Below are 16,815 nucleotides of genomic sequence, written 5' to 3'. Positions count from 1 at the left end.
GTCAGGAGAGCAACCGGCATGCCGCATCGGTTTCGGGCGCGAGGCCCCGCGAACATTGATAAAGGCCGCGGGCGCCCACGGGGTGGGGGTGGATCGGCCGGTCGATGGGGCGGCCACGGAGTACGATCCGGCGCCGGCGCCCTGCCCTGCCCTGCCCTGCCCTGCCCCTGGGCGTTAACCGGAGCAGCGCTAGACTCCGCCCAGCCTCCGCCCAGCCCCATCGACCCCGGTTGCTCATGGCCGCACAGACGACCCGCCCCGTCGAAGAGATCACCGCCGAGGAGGCGCGCGCGGCGCACGAGGCGCTCTCCGCCGAGATCGCCGAGCACGACCGCCGCTACCACGGCGAGGACGCGCCGATCATCTCGGACGCCGCGTACGATTCCCTGCGCCGCCGCCTGGAGGCGATCGAGGAGCGCTTCCCCGACCTCGCCGGCACGGGCGCGGCCTCGGCCAGCGTCGGCGCCAAGGCCTCCGACAAGTTCGCCAAGGTCCGCCACGCCGTGCCGATGCTCTCCCTCGGCAACGCCTTCGCGGACGAGGAGATCGAGGAGTTCGTGGAGCGCGTGCGCCGCTTCCTCGGCCTGCCCGCCTCCGAGTCCCTCGCGGTCACGGCCGAGCCGAAGATCGACGGGCTCTCCCTGTCCCTGCGCTACGAGGGCGGGCGCCTCGTCACGGCGGCCACCCGCGGCGACGGCGAGGTCGGCGAGGACGTCACCGCCAACGTCCGCACCATCCGCGAGGTCCCGGAGAGGCTCGCCGGCCCCGACGTGCCGGAGATCTGCGAGGTGCGCGGCGAGGTCTACCTCTCGCACGCGGATTTCGCCGCCATCAACGCGCGCCAGGAGGAGGCGGGCAAGCCGCTCTTCGCCAACCCGCGCAACGCCGCGGCGGGGTCGCTGCGCCAGCTCGACCCGAGCATCACCGCCTCGCGGCCCCTGCGCTTCTTCGCCTACGCGGCGGGCGAGATGTCGACCTGGCCGGCCGAGACGCAGAGCGGGCTGATCGCGGCCTTCCGGCGCTTCGGCCTGCCGGTGAACCCGCGCACGACGCGCTGCACCTCGGTCGCCGAGATGCTCGCCCATTACCGCGCCATCGAGACCGAGCGGGCCGATCTCGGCTACGACATCGACGGCGTGGTCTACAAGGTCGATTCCTTCGCCCTCCAGCGCCGGCTCGGCTTCGTCGCGCGCGCGCCGCGCTGGGCGCTGGCCCACAAGTTCCCGGCCCAGCGCGCCGTCACCACCATCGAGGCGATCGAGATCAATGTCGGGCGCACGGGCTCGCTCAACCCGCTGGCGCGGCTCAGGCCGGTGACGGTCGGGGGCGTGGTGGTGTCGAACGCCACCCTCCACAACGAGGATTACGTGCGCGGCATCGACGCGGACGGGACCCCGATCCGCAGCGGCATCAACATCTGGGACGGGTTCGCGCTCAGGACCGACGTCGACCTGTCGCGGGGCTCGGACGTGCGGGTCGGCGACACCGTCGTGGTGCTGCGCGCGGGCGACGTCATCCCCAAGGTCGCCGACGTCGTCCTGGAGCGCCGCCCGGCGGACGCGGTCCCCTACCGCTTCCCGGAGATCTGCCCGGCCTGCGGCAGCCACGCCGTCCGCTCCTACAACCCGCGCACCGGCAAGCTCGATTCGGTGCGCCGCTGCACCGGCGGCCTGATCTGCCCGGCCCAGGGCCAGGAGCGGCTCAAGCACTTCGTCTCGCGCAACGCCCTCGACATCGAGGGCTTCGGCGAGACCTCCATCACCACCCTGTTCGAGGCCGGGCTGGTGCGCCAGCCCGCCGACCTGTTCCGGCTGGACTTCGCGCCGCTCAAGGCCGCGATCGTCGCCCGCCGCCAAGCCCTCTCGGCGGAGCGGGCCCTCGCCTCCGGCAAGGCGCCCGAGGCCCGCAAGACCAAGGCCAAGGCGAGCGAGGAGGACAAGGCGATCAGGAACCTGCTCGCCGCCGTGGAGGCCCGGCGGGTGGTTCCCCTCAACCGCTTCATCTTCGCGCTCGGCATCGAGCAGGTCGGCGAGGCGACCGCCAAGGCCCTCGCCAAGCACTTCCCCGACATGCCCGCCCTGATGGAGGGCGTGCGGGCGGCGGCCGCGCACCAGCCGGGGCCGGACTGGGTGGGGCTCGCCGCGCTCAACCGGGTCGGCCCGACGACGCGCGAGCGGCTTCTCGCCGCGGCGGAAGCCGGCGAGACCGACCTCCTCGCCGAGGGCACCGTGGCGCGGCTGAGCGCCGCCCAGAAGGAGGCGCTCCTCGAGGCCTATGGCAGCCCGGAGGGGGTGCGCGCGGCCGTGATGCGGGCCTGCCGCCAGCGCCCCGGCGACGCCTACCGCCACCTCGCGGACGACAGCGAGATCGGGGCGGTGACGACCGCCTCGCTGATCCAGTTCTTCTCGGAGGCGCACAACGTCGCGGCGGTCGAGGCGCTGCTCGCGCAGGTGCGGACCGAGCGCGCCGCCCCGCCCGCCGCGGCGGCGGCGTTCAGCGGCCGGACCGTGGTCTTCACCGGCAGCCTGGAGCGCATGACCCGCAGCGAGGCCAAGGCCACCGCCGAGCGCCTCGGCGCCAAGGTCTCGGGCTCGGTCTCGGCCAAGACCGACCTCGTGGTGGCGGGGCCGGGCGCCGGCACGAAGCTGAAGGACGCCGAGAAGCACGGCGTGCGCGTCATCTCGGAGGCCGAGTGGCTGGCGATGGTGGAGGCCGCCTGAAATCCGGCGGAATTCCTCGCCACCCGCCGCCGATGCGAACGCTTGCGATCGATTTCGAGACGGCGAACGAGCGCCGGGACAGCGCCTGCGCGGTGGGCCTCGCCTGGATCGAGGACGGGCGGGTCGTGCGCCGCGAGGCCCGCCTGATCCGGCCGCCCGACCTGCGCTTCTCGCCCTTCAACATCCGCGTCCACGGCATCCGGCCGGAGGACGTCGCGGACGCGAAGCCCTTCGGGGAGGCGATGGCGCCCTTCCTGCCGGAGATCGCCGGCGCCCTGGTCCTCGCCCACAACGCGAGCTTCGACGTCGGCGTGCTCTGCGCGGCGCTCGCCGCCTGCGGGCTGCCGCGGCCGCGCTTCACCTCCCTCTGCACGGTCCAGCTCGCCCGGCGGCAATGGCCCGGGGAGGCGCGCTACCGGCTCCCGATCCTGGCCGAGCGGCTCGGCATCCCGCTGCGCCACCACGATGCCGGCGAGGACGCCTTCGCCTGCGCGCAGATCGCCCTCGCGGCGATGCGCGAGGCCGGCGCGCCGGACCTCGCCACCCTCGCCCGCCGGACCGGGCTCGGACGGGACCGGCCCGGGGCCGCTTGACCGAGCGGCCGCCGGGATGATCTCTCGGGGAAGTGCGGGGCCTCTCGGGCAAGTGCGGGGCAGCGCTGCGGAACCGGGTCCGCGGCGCCGTGTTTGAGGCTCGTCGCCCCGCGACGCAACCCTCGCCTCGTTGTCGCGGAGGTCTCCGATGCCCGACCCGCTCCCCTACACGCCCGAGATCGAGGTGATCGGGCCCGACGAGGAGGCGGTCCAGGCCGGCATGATCGCGGCCTTCGCGCGCATCCAGGGCACGACGCTGGAGGATTACGGGCGGGCCGTGCGCGGGGTGCACGCCAAGTGCCACGGGCTGCTCACCGGCACCCTGGAGGTGCTGCCCGGGCTGCCGCCGGACCTGGCGCAGGGCGCCTTCGCGCGGCCCGGGACTCACGAGGCGGTGCTGCGCCTCTCGACCAATCCGGGCGACATCCTCGACGACAGCGTCTCGACCCCGCGCGGCCTCGCCCTGAAGATCCTGGAGGTGCCGGGCGAGCGCCTGCCGGGCGCCGAGGGGACGACGCAGGATTTCGTGCTGGCCGACGCGCCGGCCTTCGTGGCGCCGGACGCGGCCGCCTTCCTGGGCAGCCTCAAGCTCCTGGCCGCCACGACCGACACGCCGCAGATCTTCAAGAAAGCCTTCTCGGCCACGCTGCGGGGCGTCGAGACCGTGCTGGAGACTTTCGGCACCGGGAGCCCGACCGTGATTGCCCTCGGCGGCCATCCCGAGACGCACATCCTCGGCGAGACGTTCTACAGCCAGGCGCCCCTGCGCTGGGGCGATCACGTCGCCAAGGTCGCGGTGGCGCCCGCCTCGCCGGCCCTGCGGGCGCTCGCCGGCGCCTCCCTGTCCGTCACCGGCCGGCCCGACGGGCTGCGCGAGGCGGTCTCGGCCTTCTTCGAGGAGAACGAGGCGGTCTGGGAATTGCGGGCGCAGCTCTGGACGAACCGCGAGACGATGCCGATCGAGGACGCCTCCGTGCCCTGGCCGGAGGAGGAGAGCCCCTACCGGACCGTGGCGCGGATCACGGTGCCGCCCCAGGAGACCTGGAGTCCCGAGAAGGTGCGGGCGATCGAGGACGGTCTCGCCTTCAGCCCCTGGCATGGGATCGCGGCGCACCGGCCCCTCGGCTCCATCATGCGGGCGCGCCGCGCGGTCTACCCGCATTCCGCGCGCTTCCGCGCCGAGCACAATGGCTGCCCGATCCGCGAGCCCGACTCGCTCGCGCGGATGGGCCTCTGAGATGCTTTCCGGACGATCACGTCCGGACAGCGTCTGACACGCCCGCGCGGCGCCTGAGCGAAGCCCAAATCCGCATGGCCGAAAGGGGAGATGGCGAAGCCATCCGTCGTACGACCCCCCTTGCCCGGAGCACCGCATGATCTTCCCGGCCACCACGGCGGTCTACGCCGCCCTGCTGGCGCTGGCCTATCTGGGCCTCGCCGGATGGGTGATCGCGGGGCGCGTCGCCTCCGGGGTCCTGCACGGCGATGCGGGGAACGGGACGCTGCTGAGGCGCATCCGCGCGCACGCCAATTTCTCGGAATACGTGCCCCTCGCGCTCCTGCTGATCGGCCTCCTGGAGGCCGGGGGCGCCCGCCACGCCCTGGTGCAGGGGCTGCTGATCGTGCTCCTCGTCGCCCGGCTGCTGCATCCGGTCGGCATGCTCGCCCCGAAGAACTCGCCCCGCCAATTCGCCTGCCGGGGCGGGGAATCCTGGCGACGCTCGCGGTGATCGGGGTCGCCGCGCTGGCGCTGCTGGTGCGGGCGGCGTGAGCGGCGAACGGCCCCGCACCCGCCCGAGGCGCGCGAGCCCGGCCGCGTCCTCCCCGGAGCGGGACCCCGCGCGGAGCTGCACGAGGCGCGCCCGCTCGGGGTCCCGCTCCCGCATCATTTTTGCCGCCGGACCGGTGGCCAGTTCGGCGAATGATGCTTAGGGTCGCGCGGCTTCACCGAGGGGACCGATGACACCCAGCACCACCTTCGCCGGCCGCACACTCGCCCTGTTCGGCCTCGGAGGCTCGGGGCTCGCCACCGCGCTCAGCCTGCGGGCCGGCGGCGCCGCGGTGATCGCCTGCGACGACAACCCGGAGCGGATGGCGGAAGCGGCCGCGCAGGGCATTGCCACGGCCGACCTGCGCGAGGCCGCCTGGGCGGATTTCGCGGCCCTGCTCCTCGCCCCCGGCGTGCCCTTCACCCATCCCGAGCCGCACTGGACCGTCAAGCGCGCCGCCGAGGCCGGCGTGCCGGTGATCGGCGACATCGAATTGTTCTGCCGCGAGCGCGCCGCCAGCGCGCCCGACGCGCCCTTCGTCGCCATCACGGGCACCAACGGCAAGTCGACCACCACGGCGCTCATCGCGCACGTGCTGCGGGAGACCGGCCACGACGTCCAGATGGGCGGCAATATCGGCACCGCGATCCTCTCGCTCGCCCCCCCGTCCCGCGACCGGGTCCACGTGATCGAGATGTCGTCCTTCCAGATCGACCTGACGCCGACGCTCGCACCGAGCATCGGCGTGCTCCTCAACGTCACGCCCGACCACCTCGACCGCCACGGCACGATGGAGAACTACGCCGCCATCAAGGAGCGCCTGGTCGCGGGGGCCGACCACGCGGTGATCGGGGTCGACGACGACTACACCAGGGCCATCTCGGCGCGGCGCGACGGCCCGCTCACCCGGGTCCATGTCGGCGAGGGGGCTGAGGCGCCCGGCATCCTCGCCCGGCACGGCCTGCTCATCGACGGCACCGCCGAGCCCCCCGCCCCGGTCGCGGACCTCACCGGGATCGCCTCGCTGCGCGGCGCCCACAATTGGCAGAACGCGGCCGTCGCCTACGCGGTGGCGCGCGGGCTCGGCGTCGCGCCCGACGCCTTCGCGCGGGCGCTGCGCAGCTTCCCCGGCCTGCCCCACCGGATGGAGGAGGTCGGGCGGCGCGGGGGCGTGCTCTTCATCAACGACTCGAAGGCGACGAACGCCGACTCGACCGAGAAGGCGCTGGCCGCCTTCCCGCGGGTGCACTGGATCCTCGGCGGCAAGCCGAAGGAGGGCGGGATCGAGAGCCTGCGCGCCTATTTCCCCCGCATCGCGCGGGCCTACCTGATCGGCGCGGCGAGCGAGGCCTTCGCGGCGACCCTGGAGGGCCACGCGCCCGTCATCCGCTGCGGCACCCTCGACCGGGCGGTGGCGCGGGCGGCCGAGGACGCGGCCGGCGAGCCCGAGGCGGTGGTGCTGCTCTCGCCCGCCTGCGCCTCCTACGACCAGTTCCGCAGCTTCGAGGATCGCGGCGACCAGTTCCGGGCGATGGTGCGGGCCCTGCCGGGGCTGGTGCCCGCCGGGGGCTGAGCCCTGGGGGCTGAGCCCGGGGGCCGAGCCCGGGCGATGGCGGGGAGGGAACCGGTTCTCCCGGACGCTCCCCGGGTTCCGCCCGGCCCCCGCCCGGCGTAGGGTTCGCGGCGGTCCTGCGTCGCGCACAACGCTTCCGCCCCGATCCGCCATCGTGGTGGCGCATTTTCGGCCTGCATGGAGCCATGCCGACTCACCCCCATCTCCTGCCCGCGGGCGGGGCTCCGATCCAGGTCCCCATGGTCCGCCCGCCGCGCAAGATCATCAGCTGGAACCTGCTGCGGCGCACCGGCGCGACGGTCGAGGCGGTCGCCGCCCTGATCGCGCAGGAGAAGCCCGACCTTCTGCTGATGCAGGAGGCCACCGCCGAGATCACCGCGCTGCCGGAGCGCGTCGGCGGGTACTACGCCTGGGCGCCGCTGCCGCGGCGCATCCACGGGCTCGCGATGTGGAGCCCGGCCCCGTTCCCGGCGCCCCCGCGCAGCATCCCGATCCCGTCCGGGGCGCTGGTCGACCGGGTCGCGCAGGTGCTCGATTGCGGCGCCTTCGGCATCGCCAACGTGCATCTCTCGCACGGCCAGGTGCTGAACCGCCGCCAGCTGCGCCGCATCGAGCAGCACCTGCCGGCGCGGGCCGCGGTGCTCGGGGATTACAACCTCGTCGGCCCCGCCCTGCTGCCGGGCTTCCGGGACGTGGGGCCGCGCCACCCGACCCACGCGATGGTCGACCTCGTGCCGCTGCGCCTCGACCGCTGCCTCGTGCGCGGCCTCGTCTGCCGCCACCGGGCGGTGCTGCCGCGGGGCGCCTCGGACCACCGGCCGATCGTGGTCCATCTCGAGCCGGCGCCCCTGCCCTCCGGCCGCACCCGCATGGCGCATCTGCGCGAGCGGGTCGACCTCAGAGGTATGGCAGCAGCAATCGCACGCCGGCATCGCGCAGGCGCACCGGCATCCCCCGCGCCGTGAGCGCGTCGAGGGTCAGCGGCACCTGCATCTTGGCGGCGAGGAGCCGGTTCAGCTCCGCCGCGAAGGCCTCGTCGTAGAGCTCCACGTTGAGCTCGAAATTCAGCCGGAAGCTGCGCGTGTCCCAGTTGGCGCTGCCGACGAAGCACCACGCATCGTCCACCACCATCAGCTTCGAGTGGTCGAAGGGCGGCCGGTCGAGCCAGATCCGCACGCCGGAGCGCAGCAGCGGCGCCACGTGGGCGCGGGTCGCCCAATCGACCATGCGGTGGTTGCTCGCCTGCGGGATGATCACGTCGACCGCGATGCCCCGCATGGCGGCGAGGGCCAGCGAGGTGAGCAGGATCTCGCTCGGCAGGAAGTAGGGCGTGGCGAGCCGGATCGAGTGCCGCGCCACCGCCAGGGCCGCCAGCACCACGTACTCGATCTTCTCGATATCCGCGTCCGGCCCCGAGGTGACGACCCGGGCGGGCGTGTCGCCGGCCGGCGGGATCGCCGGGAACCATCCGGGCCCGTCGAGATCCTCCCCCGTCACGAAGGACCAGTCGCGGGCGAAGGCCTGGGCGAGCTGGCCGACCACCGGCCCTTCGAGGAGGAAATGCGTGTCGCGCACCGGCTCGGGCGGGTGGCGCGACACGAGGTTCTCGTCCCCGATATTGACCCCGCCGACGAAGCCGGTCCGCCCGTCGATCACCAGCAGCTTCTTGTGGGTGCGCAGGTTCAGGAACGGCATCCGCCACGGCACGGCCGAGTGCATGAACAGCCCGGCCGGGATGCCCTCCCGCCGCAGGCGCCGGTAGATGGCCGGGAAGAAGTAGCCGCTGCCGATGCCGTCCACCAGCACGCAGATCGCGACGCCCCGCGCCTTGGCCCGGGCGAGGGCCGCCACGAAGGCCTCCCCGCTCACGTCGTCGCGCATGATGTAGCTGGAGAGGCCGACGGTCTCCCGGGCGCCCTCGATCGCCGCCAGCATCGCCGGATAGGCCTCGTCCCCGTGGCGCAGCAGCGCGACGCGGTTGCCGCCGGTGAGCGGCAGGCCGGTGAGCCGGTCGCCGGCCTGCTCCAGCGGCAGGAACGGGCCGGGCACCGTGACGGGATCGGCCTGCGGCACCCCGGGCTTGCGCACCGGCAGCACCGGCAGGCGGCGGGCGCGGCGGGTCACCCGGTTGATCCCGAAGAGCGCGTAGAGGGCGCTGCCGGCCAGCGGCGAGAGCCAGGCGAGGCCGATCCAGCCGATCGCGGCGGCGACCTCGCGCTTGTTGAGGAGGGCGTGCAGGGTCACGGCGAGGGCCAGCACGAAGCCGAGGGCCGCCAGCCCCTCCACCCGGATCGCGCTCAGCAACCCGAACCACGCGCTCACCAGTTCCTGCACCTGACCACCCGCACGACGCCGACGCTCCCGTGCGGATAGGGGAAGAGGGCCGCTCTTTCCACCACCTCGCCACCACCTCGCCACCACCTCGGCGCGGCGCGCCGGGGCCGGCGCGCCGGGGCCGGCGCGCCGGCCGCGAGGAGGCGGCACGCCCGGCAGGTTCGCGCGGGACGATCCCGCCTCCCGGCGCGCCCTCCCCGGAGACCGGGGCGGGACGCGCCGGGGCCGGCTGCCCTACTTCTCGTAGGAGATCCGGTAGATCGCGCCGGCCGTATCGTCCGAGACCAGGAGCGAGCCGTCCGGCAGCGTCGCGACGTCGACCGGGCGGCCGAGATACTCGCCGTTCTCGTTGAGCCAGCCCTCCGCGAAGGGCTCGGGCTTGCCCGCGCCGCCGTCCTTGTTGACCGGCACGAACATCACCCGGGCGCCGAGCGGCGTGGTGCGGTTCCACGAGCCGTGCTCGGCCGTGAAGATGCCGCCCCGGTACTTCTCGGGAAACATCTTGCCCCGGTAGACGATCATGCCGAGATCCGCCGCGTGCGGGGGCAGCTCCGCCTTCGGCGGGACCACGTCCGGCGGGACCGCGTCGTTCTTGTACTCGGCCGTGCGGACGGCGCCGCCGCCGTACCAGGGGAAGCCGAAATTCTGGCCGGGCTTCGTCGCCTGGTTCAGCTCTCCGGGCGGCTGGTCGTCGCCCATCCCGTCGACCTGGTTGTCGGTGAACCACAGCGTCTTGTCGGGGGCGAAGTCCATGCCGACCGAGTTGCGGATGCCGGTGGCGAAGACCTCGCGGTTCTTGCCGTCCGCGTCCATCCGGATGATGCCGCCGATGCCGGTCTTCGCGTAGAGCTCGGCCTTCTCCTTGGGCGGCACGTTGTAGGGCTGGCCGAGCGAGATATAGAGCTTGCCGTCCGGCCCGACGCGGCAGATCCGGGCGGTGTGGTTGTAGCTCTCCTCCGAGACCGGGATCAGCTCGCCCTGCTTGACCACCACGGCCGCCGCCACGTCCGGCCCCTCGTAGAAGAACTCGGCCGCCGGGAACGCCAGCACCCGGTTCTGCTCCACGACGGTGAGCACGCCGTCGCGCGAGAAGCAGACGCCGTTCGGGATCTTGAAGTCGATGCCGGGAGCGAAGACCTTGACCTCGTCCGCCACCCGGTCCTTGTCGCGGTCGGTCACGGTGTAGACCTTGGACTTGCGGGTGCCCACGAAGACCACCCCGGCATTCGGGCCGACCGCCATGGCGCGGGCATCCGGCACGATGGCGTAGAGGTCGATCTTGAAGCCGTCCGGCAGCTTGATCTTCTGCAGGGTCTTGGTGATGGCGTCGGCCTTGCGGCCGGTCTGGGGCACCGGCGGCGGCTCGGCCACGCCGGTGCTCTTGAAGCCCTGCAGCTTCTCCAGGTTGTCGACCTTGGCCTTCGTGTCGCCGGCCTCCTGGGCGAGGCTCACGGCGGCGAACGACGCACCCGCGGCCAGCGCCGCGCTCCCCAGGAGCGCAGCCTTCAGAACCGATCTCATGGTCTCCTCCCTCGCCCGCGGCCGATTCGATCGACCGCTCTTCGTTGGCGCAGGGAGTATGGGGCGCGCCGATGAGCCCGCAAGCGCAAGCGCGTGCGATCACAGGGCCGTGATCGCGGGGGCCTCCCGGTCGAAGCCGGTCGCGGCCTCGTAGGCGGCCGCGACGGCGAGCAGCCTCCCCTCGCCCCGGTGGGGGGCGATGAGCTGGAGGCCCATCGGCAGCCCCCCGGGGCCGCGGCCGGCCGGCAGGCTGATCGCCGGGCAGCCGCCCATCGTGGCCGGGATCGCGACCTCCATCCAGCGGTGATAGCTGTCCATGGGGCGCCCGGCGATCGCCCGCGGCCACATCTCCCCGATCGGGAAGGGGAAGACCTGCGCGGCGGGCAGCGCCAGCAGGTCGCACCGGGCGAACAGGTCGAGCAGGTGGGCGAACCAGCGGCTGCGCAGGGCGCTGGCGGCCTGCACCGCGTAGGCGTCGAGCCGCGCCCTCTCGTCGATCTCGAACAGCGCGTCGGGCTTCAGCGCCGCCCGCGCGGCGGGGTCGCGCGCGTGAGGGGCGAGCGCCGCCCCGGCCTGCCAGGCCCGCAGCACCCGCCAGGCCCGGAACACCGCCTCGGCGTCGAAGCCGAGCGCCAGGGGGGCGACCCGGGCCCCCTCCCCGGCGAAAACCGCGAGGGCGCGCTCGCAGAGGGCGAGGATGCCGGGCTCGACCGGCAGGTGGCCGCCGAGGTCGCCGAGCCAGCCGATCCGCAGGCCCGCGAGCGCGAGGGGCGCCGGCGCGGCGAAGGCGGAGGGATCCTCGGTCAGGCTGTGGGGCAGGCGCGGATCCGGGCCGGCGAGGACCGAGAGCAGCAGCCCGAGATCGGCGGTGCAGCGGGCCATCGGGCCCGCCACCGTGAGGTCGGGCAGGAAGACCTCGTCGGTGCGCATGGGCACCCGGCCGGGCGAGGGGCGCAGGCCCAGCACGCCGTTCCAGGCCGCCGGGTTGCGCAGCGAGCCGGCATGGTCGCTGCCGTCCGCGAGCGGCAGCATGCGCAGGGCGAGGGCGACCGCGGCGCCGCCGCTCGATCCGCCGGCGCTGCGGGCCGGGTCGTAGGCGTTGCGGGTGGCCCCGAAGACCGGGTTGACCGTGTGCGAGCCGAGGCCGAATTCCGGCACGTTGGTCTTGCCGATCAGGATCGCGCCGGCCTGCCGCAGCCGCGCCACGTGGGGCGCGTCCGCCTCGGCGACGCGGCCGGCGAAGAGGGGCGAGCCCTGCGTCCAGATCAGCCCCGCGGCCGGGGACGTGTCCTTCACCGCGTGCGGCAGCCCGTGGAGCGGCCCGCGCCAGCGCCCGGCGGCGAGGTCGCGGTCGGCGCAGGCGGCCTCCTCCAGCAGGATCTCGGGGTCGCGCAACCCCACGATGGCGTTCGCCGCCGGGTTCGCCCGCGCGATGCGGTCGAGATGGGCCCGCATCACCTCGCGGGCGGACACGGTGCGGTCGCGGATCGCCCGGGCGAGGTCGGTCGCGCGCGACGAGACGAGGTCGGGGGAGAGGGACATGGGCTCGGTCCTGGGACGTGCCAGCGGAGCACGGCGCCTCCCGGTCCGCAACCCTGTCCCCGGGCCATCACGGCCTCTCAGCAGAATTGCGCGGGGCAACTCTGCTCAACTCCTGGTCCGGAACCCTGTCTGGCGCCGACCCGGTGGTCACTTCGGCGAATGATGCTTGGTCTTGCATCAATCTTGCCGCCGAACCGGTGGCCCCTTCGGCGAATGATGCTTAGGCTGGGGGCGGGACGGCAACCCGACAGAGGCGCCGCCCGCGAGGAAATCCCGGCCCGGGACGGGCGGTCCCGGCCCGGGGCGGGCCGGCAGGAGGTGACCATGAAGCCGATCGCCCGCGGGCGCGCCTCGCCGGGGCGCGCGGAGGCCCCCGCCCTGTGGGAGAGCGTGCCGCTCGAATGCCTCGCGGCCGCCCTGTTCGTGATCCTGGCCGGGGCTTTGTCCCTCGCCGGGATCCTGCCCTGATCTCACCGCCGCGCCGCCCTCGAAACGCCCCCGGGCGCGGAGATCCTGGCGCAACGGATCCGAAACCCGAGACTCGGCATGATCCGTGCGTCCCGGTTGTGATCCGTGGCTGGAGGACGACGCGATGCTGATGGCCCTTCTCGGCCGCCTCGCCCGGGCGTGGCACGCTCCCGCCCAGGCGTGGCGCGCGACGGTGGCGGCGCTGACAGACCCCTATCGGCCCGAACTCCACTACATGCGCGGTCCCGGCCCCCGCTGGCACGCGCGGCACCGCCCGCGCTGAGGACCGGACAGGCCGCCGGACACCGATCGACCGTCGGCCGCCGAACGGCATGCGATCGAGGGCGCGCCGATCCTTCCTCATGATCGGCTCTCGATGGCCGATCCGAGCCGGATCGGACTGCCAGGGAGACCACGATGGTCGAGACGCGCGCAACGCCCCCGCGGCCGGCGGCCCGGTGACGGACCCGCCCTCCCCCGAGCGCCGCGCCGCCTACCGGCGCTTCGTGCCGATCTCCACCCGCTGGAGCGACAACGACGTCTACGGCCACGTCAACAACGTGGTCTACTACGCGTTCTTCGACACGGCCGTGAACCGCGTCCTGATCGAGGAGGGCGCCCTCGACATCGCCGCGGGCGCGGTGATCGGCCTCGTGGTCGAGACCGGCTGCCGCTACTTCCGCTCCGTCGCCTTCCCGGACCAGGTCACGGCCGGCCTCCGGGTGGCGCATCAGGGTCGGTCGAGCGTGCGCTACGAGGTCGGCCTGTTCCGCGAGGACGAGGACGAGGCCGCCGCGCAGGGGCACTTCGTCCACGTCTACGTCGACCGGGCCACGAACCGGCCGGTGCCGCTACCCGACGCGCTGCGCGCGGTGCTCGCGCCGCTGCGGGCCTGAAGCCTCCCCGGCCGGGGCCTCCTCCGCCTCGTCGAGCGGCGCCACGATCGTGCAGATCACGCCCGCCGGCGGGTAGTCGAGGCTGACCTCGCCGGCGAGGTCGCGGGCGAGGCTCTGGCCGATCAGCCGGGAGCCGAAGCCGGTCCGCTCGGGCGGGGTCACGGACGGGCCGCCGCTCTCCTGCCAGCGCAGGGTGAGCCGGCCCGCCTCGACGCTCCAGGCGATCGAGACCTGCCCGTCCACGGCCGAGAGGGCCCCGTACTTGACCGCGTTGGTGGCGAGTTCGTGCAGCGCCATCGCGATCGACAGCGCCATGCGGGGCGGCAGGCGCAGGGGCGGCCCGGCCACGCTGAAGCGCGGGCGGCGGCCCCGGGGGCCTTCGAGCGGCGCCACCGCGCCCGCCACCACCTCGGCGAGCTCCGCCCCCTCCCAGCTCTCCCGCGTCAGCACGTCGTGGGCCCGCGCGAGCGCGATCAGCCGCGCCACGAAGGCGTCGCGGGCGCCCTCGGCCTCGCGGCCGCGCAGCCGGCGCAGGCTCTGCATCGCGATCGACTGCACGGTCGCGAGGGTGTTCTTCACCCGGTGGTTCAGCTCGTGGATCAGCAGCCGCAGGTGGTCCTCGGCGCGCTTGCGCTCGGTCACGTCCTGGTGGATGCCGATCACCCGCCGCGGCGCCCCGCCCGCGTCGCGCTGCACCACCGCCTCGGCGCTCACCCAGCGCAGCACCCCGTCGACCGGCCGCACCCGGAACTCGCTCCGGTACTCGGCCTCCCCGGCGATGAGCGCCGCCAGGGCGGCGTCGAGGGCGGGCCGGTCGGCCGGGTGCACCGCGCCCATCCAGCCCCCGGGCAGGGGCGGCAGCCCGACGATCTCCGCCGAGCGGGCCGAGAGCCGGTTCTGCCCCGTGGCGAGGTCGATCTCCCAGGTGCCGAGCTGGCCGGCCGCGAGGGCGAGGCGCAGCCGCTCCTCGCTCTCGCGCAGGGCCGCCTCGGCGAGCTTGGCCTCCGTGATGTCGACGTTGCAGCCCGTGTAGCCGAGGAAGCGGTGGCGGTCGTCGAGGCGGGGCACGCCCTCGCAGAGGAGCCAGCGCACCGCGCCGCTCCCGTCGATCACCCGGGTCTCGACCCGCAGCGGGCGGCGCGCCGCGAAGGCGGCCGCGAAGGCGGCCTCGAAGCCCGCGACGTCGTCCGGATGCACGACCTCCCGCCAGCGGCGGCCCACCAGCGTCGCGGCGGGGCGGCCGAACAGGTACTCGTAGTGCATGTTGACGAAGGTGGTCTCGCCGGCCTCGTCGGTCATCCAGATCAGGGCGGGCGCCGAATCGGCCATGTGGCGGAAGCGCGCCTCGCTCTCGCGCAGGGCGACGAGGCCGCGGCTCTGCTCCTCCAGGGCCCGGTCGCGCTCCGCGATGCGCTGGCGCAGCGTCTCCGAGGCGTCCGCCAGCGCGTCGGCGACCTGGCGGATCTCGCGGATCGGGGTCGAGACCCGCGGCACCGGCTGCCCCCGGCCGAGCGCGCCCCCCGCCGCCGCCAGGAGCCGCAGCGGCTCGGCGACCCGCGACCACAGCCGCACCGCGAGCAGCGACGACACCGCGAGGGCGAGCAGGCCGAACCCCCCGAAGGCCGCCATCCAGCGCCGCAGCGAGGCCTCCACCAGGGCCCGGGGGATGCTGGCGGAGGCGGTCCAGCCGGTGATGCGCGTGCGCGTCTCGACGAACAGCACCGGGCGGTGCTGGCGGTCGAGGCCCTCCCACAGGCCCGGCGTCCCGGCCTCGCGCCCGCGCAGGGCCTCCAGCATCGGCTCGCCCACGAGCGCCGCGTGGTCCCGCGAGCGCGCGAGCAGGAGCCCGTTGCGGTCGACGAGCGCGGTGATCCAGCCCTCCGCGAGGTCGCGCAGCAGGATCTGGTGCAGGCGCTCGACCGGGGCGGTGGCGCTGAGGACGAAGGCGGCCTCGCCGTCGATCACCACCGGCACCGCCACCGCGTAGCTCGGCGGCCGGCCCGGCGGGCCGGGCTGCACGCCGGTCACCAGGGGAGCGCGCGTCGCCAGCACCTCGGCGTCGTAGGGCTGGGCGCCCTGGGGCAGCGGCGCGCCCCGCGGCAGGGCGGTGTTGACGAGCTGGGTGCCGTCCGGCCGGCGCAGGGACAGCATCAGCTGGGTCGCCTCGGTCACCGCCCGGGCTTGGTCCTCGAAGCTCGCCGCCTCCTCGGCCCGCCGCAGGCGCGGCGAGGTGGCGAGGGTCTGCAGCACCGAGATCAGGCCGGCCGTGTCGCGGTCGACCGTGAGCGCGATCCCGCGCACGGTCTCGCGGGCATCCTGCTCGAAGCGCGCCCGCTCCAGGGCGGCGTAGCGCCCGAGCAGGATCGCGGTGAACAGGAGGCCCGGGCCGATCAGGGCAATGGCCAGCGCCACGAGGTAGATCTGCGTGGAGAGGCCGCGCTCGCGCAGGCGCGCCACCCGGGTCCTCAGGCCGGCCACGCCGCCTCAGCCCCGGTCGCCGCGGGGGAGATCGACGTGGCCGAGATCGCGGCCCGGCTCGACGACGTCGCGCACCCGCTGCTTGAGGGTCTTCACGTCCGGGAAGCCGCCGTCGCGGACGCGCTCCCAGATCAGCGCATCGCCGCAGGTGATCGCGAAGGCCCCGCCGGTGGCCGGGATCAGCGCGACCTCGCCGAGTCCGTCCTTGAAGGTCGAGAGGAGCTCCTGCGCCATCCAGCCGGCGCGCAGCAGCCAGCCGCACTGGGTGCAGTAGGTGATGGCGACCCGGGGCTTGCCGGTGGGGGCATCGGTCATGGTGCCCTGACTCGGGACCGTTCGGGCCGGCTTGTCAACCGCCGCCCGCCCGCCCGGGCCCGCCCTTACCCGAAATGGCGGATGATCGCGAAGCTCACCGCGACCCCGGCGATGCCCGCGGCCACCGACCCGATCACGTAGAGGACCGCCTGCGCGAGGGCGCCGCGCTCGATCAGCAGGAAGGCTTCGAGCGAGAAGGTCGAGAAGGTGGTGAAGCCCCCGAGGATGCCGGTGGTGAGGAAGAGGCGCAGGCTCTGGGGCAGGCCGGCCCGCACCACGAACCAGCCGGCGAGGATGCCCATGGCGAGCGAGCCCGAGACGTTGATGATCATGGTGGCGGCCGGGAAGCTGCCGCCGAGCCGGGCCGCACTCACGTTGACGCCGTACCGCAGCGCACCGCCGAGGCCGGCCCCGAGGAAGACCACGAGCGTGTTGAGCATCCGTCGATCCGTCGCGTGAGGGAGGAGAAGCAAGCGCCGGGCCGGCGCCGCGCGAGAGGCGGACGGGGTGGAGCGCCAGTCCCGCCGGCCCGCGGGGCGGGGAGCGCCGCGCCAGCCTCGTCGGGGTCGAGCCCTTACGCAAGAGCAGGGCGGAAAGCCAGGGCAA

General features: G+C 74.3%; 13 protein-coding genes and 2 pseudogenes. 9 read left to right on the top strand and 6 right to left on the bottom strand.

What is annotated here, in order from left to right:
* Positions 1-236 precede the first annotated feature (236 nt).
* The 6 genes and pseudogenes from ligA to QA634_RS08515 all read left to right on the top strand — a co-directional run bounded on the left by ligA (position 237) and on the right by QA634_RS08515 (position 7,620).
* A complete protein-coding gene (gene ligA / locus QA634_RS08540) occupies positions 237-2,720 on the top strand; it encodes an NAD-dependent DNA ligase LigA (protein WP_012331593.1) in 2,484 nt (827 codons plus the stop codon).
* Positions 2,721-2,752: 32 nt separating this feature from the next.
* Positions 2,753-3,286, top strand: a pseudogene (locus QA634_RS08535) (3'-5' exonuclease); the annotation flags it as partial.
* Between the two features lie 175 nt (positions 3,287-3,461).
* Positions 3,462-4,550: a catalase family protein gene (locus QA634_RS08530; RefSeq protein WP_012331591.1), complete on the top strand. Its 1,089-nt coding sequence runs from the start codon at positions 3,462-3,464 to the stop codon at positions 4,548-4,550.
* Between the two features lie 136 nt (positions 4,551-4,686).
* Positions 4,687-5,084: pseudogene (locus QA634_RS08525) on the top strand (MAPEG family protein).
* 188 nt (positions 5,085-5,272) lie between these two features.
* A complete protein-coding gene (murD, locus tag QA634_RS08520; RefSeq protein WP_012331589.1) occupies positions 5,273-6,655 on the top strand; it encodes a UDP-N-acetylmuramoyl-L-alanine--D-glutamate ligase in 1,383 nt (460 codons plus the stop codon).
* 239 nt (positions 6,656-6,894) lie between these two features.
* Positions 6,895-7,620 (top strand): endonuclease/exonuclease/phosphatase family protein, encoded by a 726-nt coding sequence (locus QA634_RS08515; RefSeq protein WP_018262038.1) that lies wholly within the window; start codon positions 6,895-6,897, stop codon positions 7,618-7,620.
* On the opposite strand, the gene QA634_RS08510 is transcribed toward QA634_RS08515, so the two are convergent.
* The 3 genes from QA634_RS08510 to QA634_RS08500 all read right to left on the bottom strand — a co-directional run bounded on the left by QA634_RS08510 (position 7,553) and on the right by QA634_RS08500 (position 12,052).
* Entirely contained in the window at positions 7,553-8,989 is a 1,437-nt protein-coding gene (locus QA634_RS08510; protein WP_020493664.1) for a phospholipase D-like domain-containing protein, read from the bottom strand. The genes QA634_RS08515 and QA634_RS08510 overlap by 68 nt on opposite strands.
* A gap of 234 nt (positions 8,990-9,223) precedes the next feature.
* Positions 9,224-10,510: a PQQ-dependent sugar dehydrogenase gene (locus QA634_RS08505; protein ID WP_012331586.1), complete on the bottom strand. Its 1,287-nt coding sequence runs from the start codon at positions 10,508-10,510 to the stop codon at positions 9,224-9,226.
* 99 nt (positions 10,511-10,609) lie between these two features.
* Positions 10,610-12,052 (bottom strand): amidase, encoded by a 1,443-nt coding sequence (locus tag QA634_RS08500; protein WP_012331585.1) that lies wholly within the window; start codon positions 12,050-12,052, stop codon positions 10,610-10,612.
* Between the two features lie 324 nt (positions 12,053-12,376).
* On the opposite strand from QA634_RS08500, the gene QA634_RS08495 reads away from it, so the two are divergent.
* The 3 genes from QA634_RS08495 to QA634_RS08485 all read left to right on the top strand — a co-directional run bounded on the left by QA634_RS08495 (position 12,377) and on the right by QA634_RS08485 (position 13,416).
* Positions 12,377-12,520, top strand: a complete 144-nt coding sequence (locus QA634_RS08495) for a hypothetical protein (protein WP_012331584.1) — start codon at positions 12,377-12,379, stop codon at positions 12,518-12,520.
* Positions 12,521-12,644: 124 nt separating this feature from the next.
* A complete protein-coding gene (locus tag QA634_RS08490; RefSeq protein ID WP_018262042.1) occupies positions 12,645-12,803 on the top strand; it encodes a hypothetical protein in 159 nt (52 codons plus the stop codon).
* A 175-nt stretch (positions 12,804-12,978) separates the two neighbouring features.
* Positions 12,979-13,416: an acyl-CoA thioesterase gene (locus QA634_RS08485; RefSeq protein WP_283027393.1), complete on the top strand. Its 438-nt coding sequence runs from the start codon at positions 12,979-12,981 to the stop codon at positions 13,414-13,416.
* On the opposite strand, the gene QA634_RS08480 is transcribed toward QA634_RS08485, so the two are convergent.
* The 3 genes from QA634_RS08480 to crcB all read right to left on the bottom strand — a co-directional run bounded on the left by QA634_RS08480 (position 13,372) and on the right by crcB (position 16,649).
* A complete protein-coding gene (locus QA634_RS08480; RefSeq protein ID WP_012331581.1) occupies positions 13,372-15,894 on the bottom strand; it encodes a sensor histidine kinase in 2,523 nt (840 codons plus the stop codon). The genes QA634_RS08485 and QA634_RS08480 overlap by 45 nt on opposite strands.
* Positions 15,895-15,900: 6 nt before the next feature.
* Positions 15,901-16,209: a SelT/SelW/SelH family protein gene (locus QA634_RS08475; protein WP_012331580.1), complete on the bottom strand. Its 309-nt coding sequence runs from the start codon at positions 16,207-16,209 to the stop codon at positions 15,901-15,903.
* Between the two features lie 65 nt (positions 16,210-16,274).
* Complete coding sequence (gene crcB, locus QA634_RS08470; RefSeq protein ID WP_012331579.1) at positions 16,275-16,649, bottom strand: fluoride efflux transporter CrcB; 375 nt, start codon at positions 16,647-16,649, stop codon at positions 16,275-16,277.
* Positions 16,650-16,815 lie beyond the last annotated feature (166 nt).

Source organism: Methylobacterium sp. CB376, assembly GCF_029714205.1.
Classification (GTDB): domain Bacteria; phylum Pseudomonadota; class Alphaproteobacteria; order Rhizobiales; family Beijerinckiaceae; genus Methylobacterium.
Note: the sequence above shows the minus strand (reverse complement) of the source record. Positions and strands in the feature narration are given on the sequence as shown.

Coding starts and splice junctions, on each gene's coding strand:
- ligA (WP_012331593.1), top strand. CDS start 237: ATGGCCGCACAGACGACCCGCCCCGTCGAAGAGATCACCGCCGAGGAG.
- QA634_RS08530 (WP_012331591.1), top strand. CDS start 3,462: ATGCCCGACCCGCTCCCCTACACGCCCGAGATCGAGGTGATCGGGCCC.
- murD (WP_012331589.1), top strand. CDS start 5,273: ATGACACCCAGCACCACCTTCGCCGGCCGCACACTCGCCCTGTTCGGC.
- QA634_RS08515 (WP_018262038.1), top strand. CDS start 6,895: ATGGTCCGCCCGCCGCGCAAGATCATCAGCTGGAACCTGCTGCGGCGC.
- QA634_RS08505 (WP_012331586.1), bottom strand. CDS start 10,510: ATGAGATCGGTTCTGAAGGCTGCGCTCCTGGGGAGCGCGGCGCTGGCC.
- QA634_RS08500 (WP_012331585.1), bottom strand. CDS start 12,052: ATGTCCCTCTCCCCCGACCTCGTCTCGTCGCGCGCGACCGACCTCGCC.
- QA634_RS08495 (WP_012331584.1), top strand. CDS start 12,377: ATGAAGCCGATCGCCCGCGGGCGCGCCTCGCCGGGGCGCGCGGAGGCC.
- QA634_RS08490 (WP_018262042.1), top strand. CDS start 12,645: ATGCTGATGGCCCTTCTCGGCCGCCTCGCCCGGGCGTGGCACGCTCCC.
- QA634_RS08475 (WP_012331580.1), bottom strand. CDS start 16,209: ATGACCGATGCCCCCACCGGCAAGCCCCGGGTCGCCATCACCTACTGC.
- crcB (WP_012331579.1), bottom strand. CDS start 16,649: ATGCTCAACACGCTCGTGGTCTTCCTCGGGGCCGGCCTCGGCGGTGCG.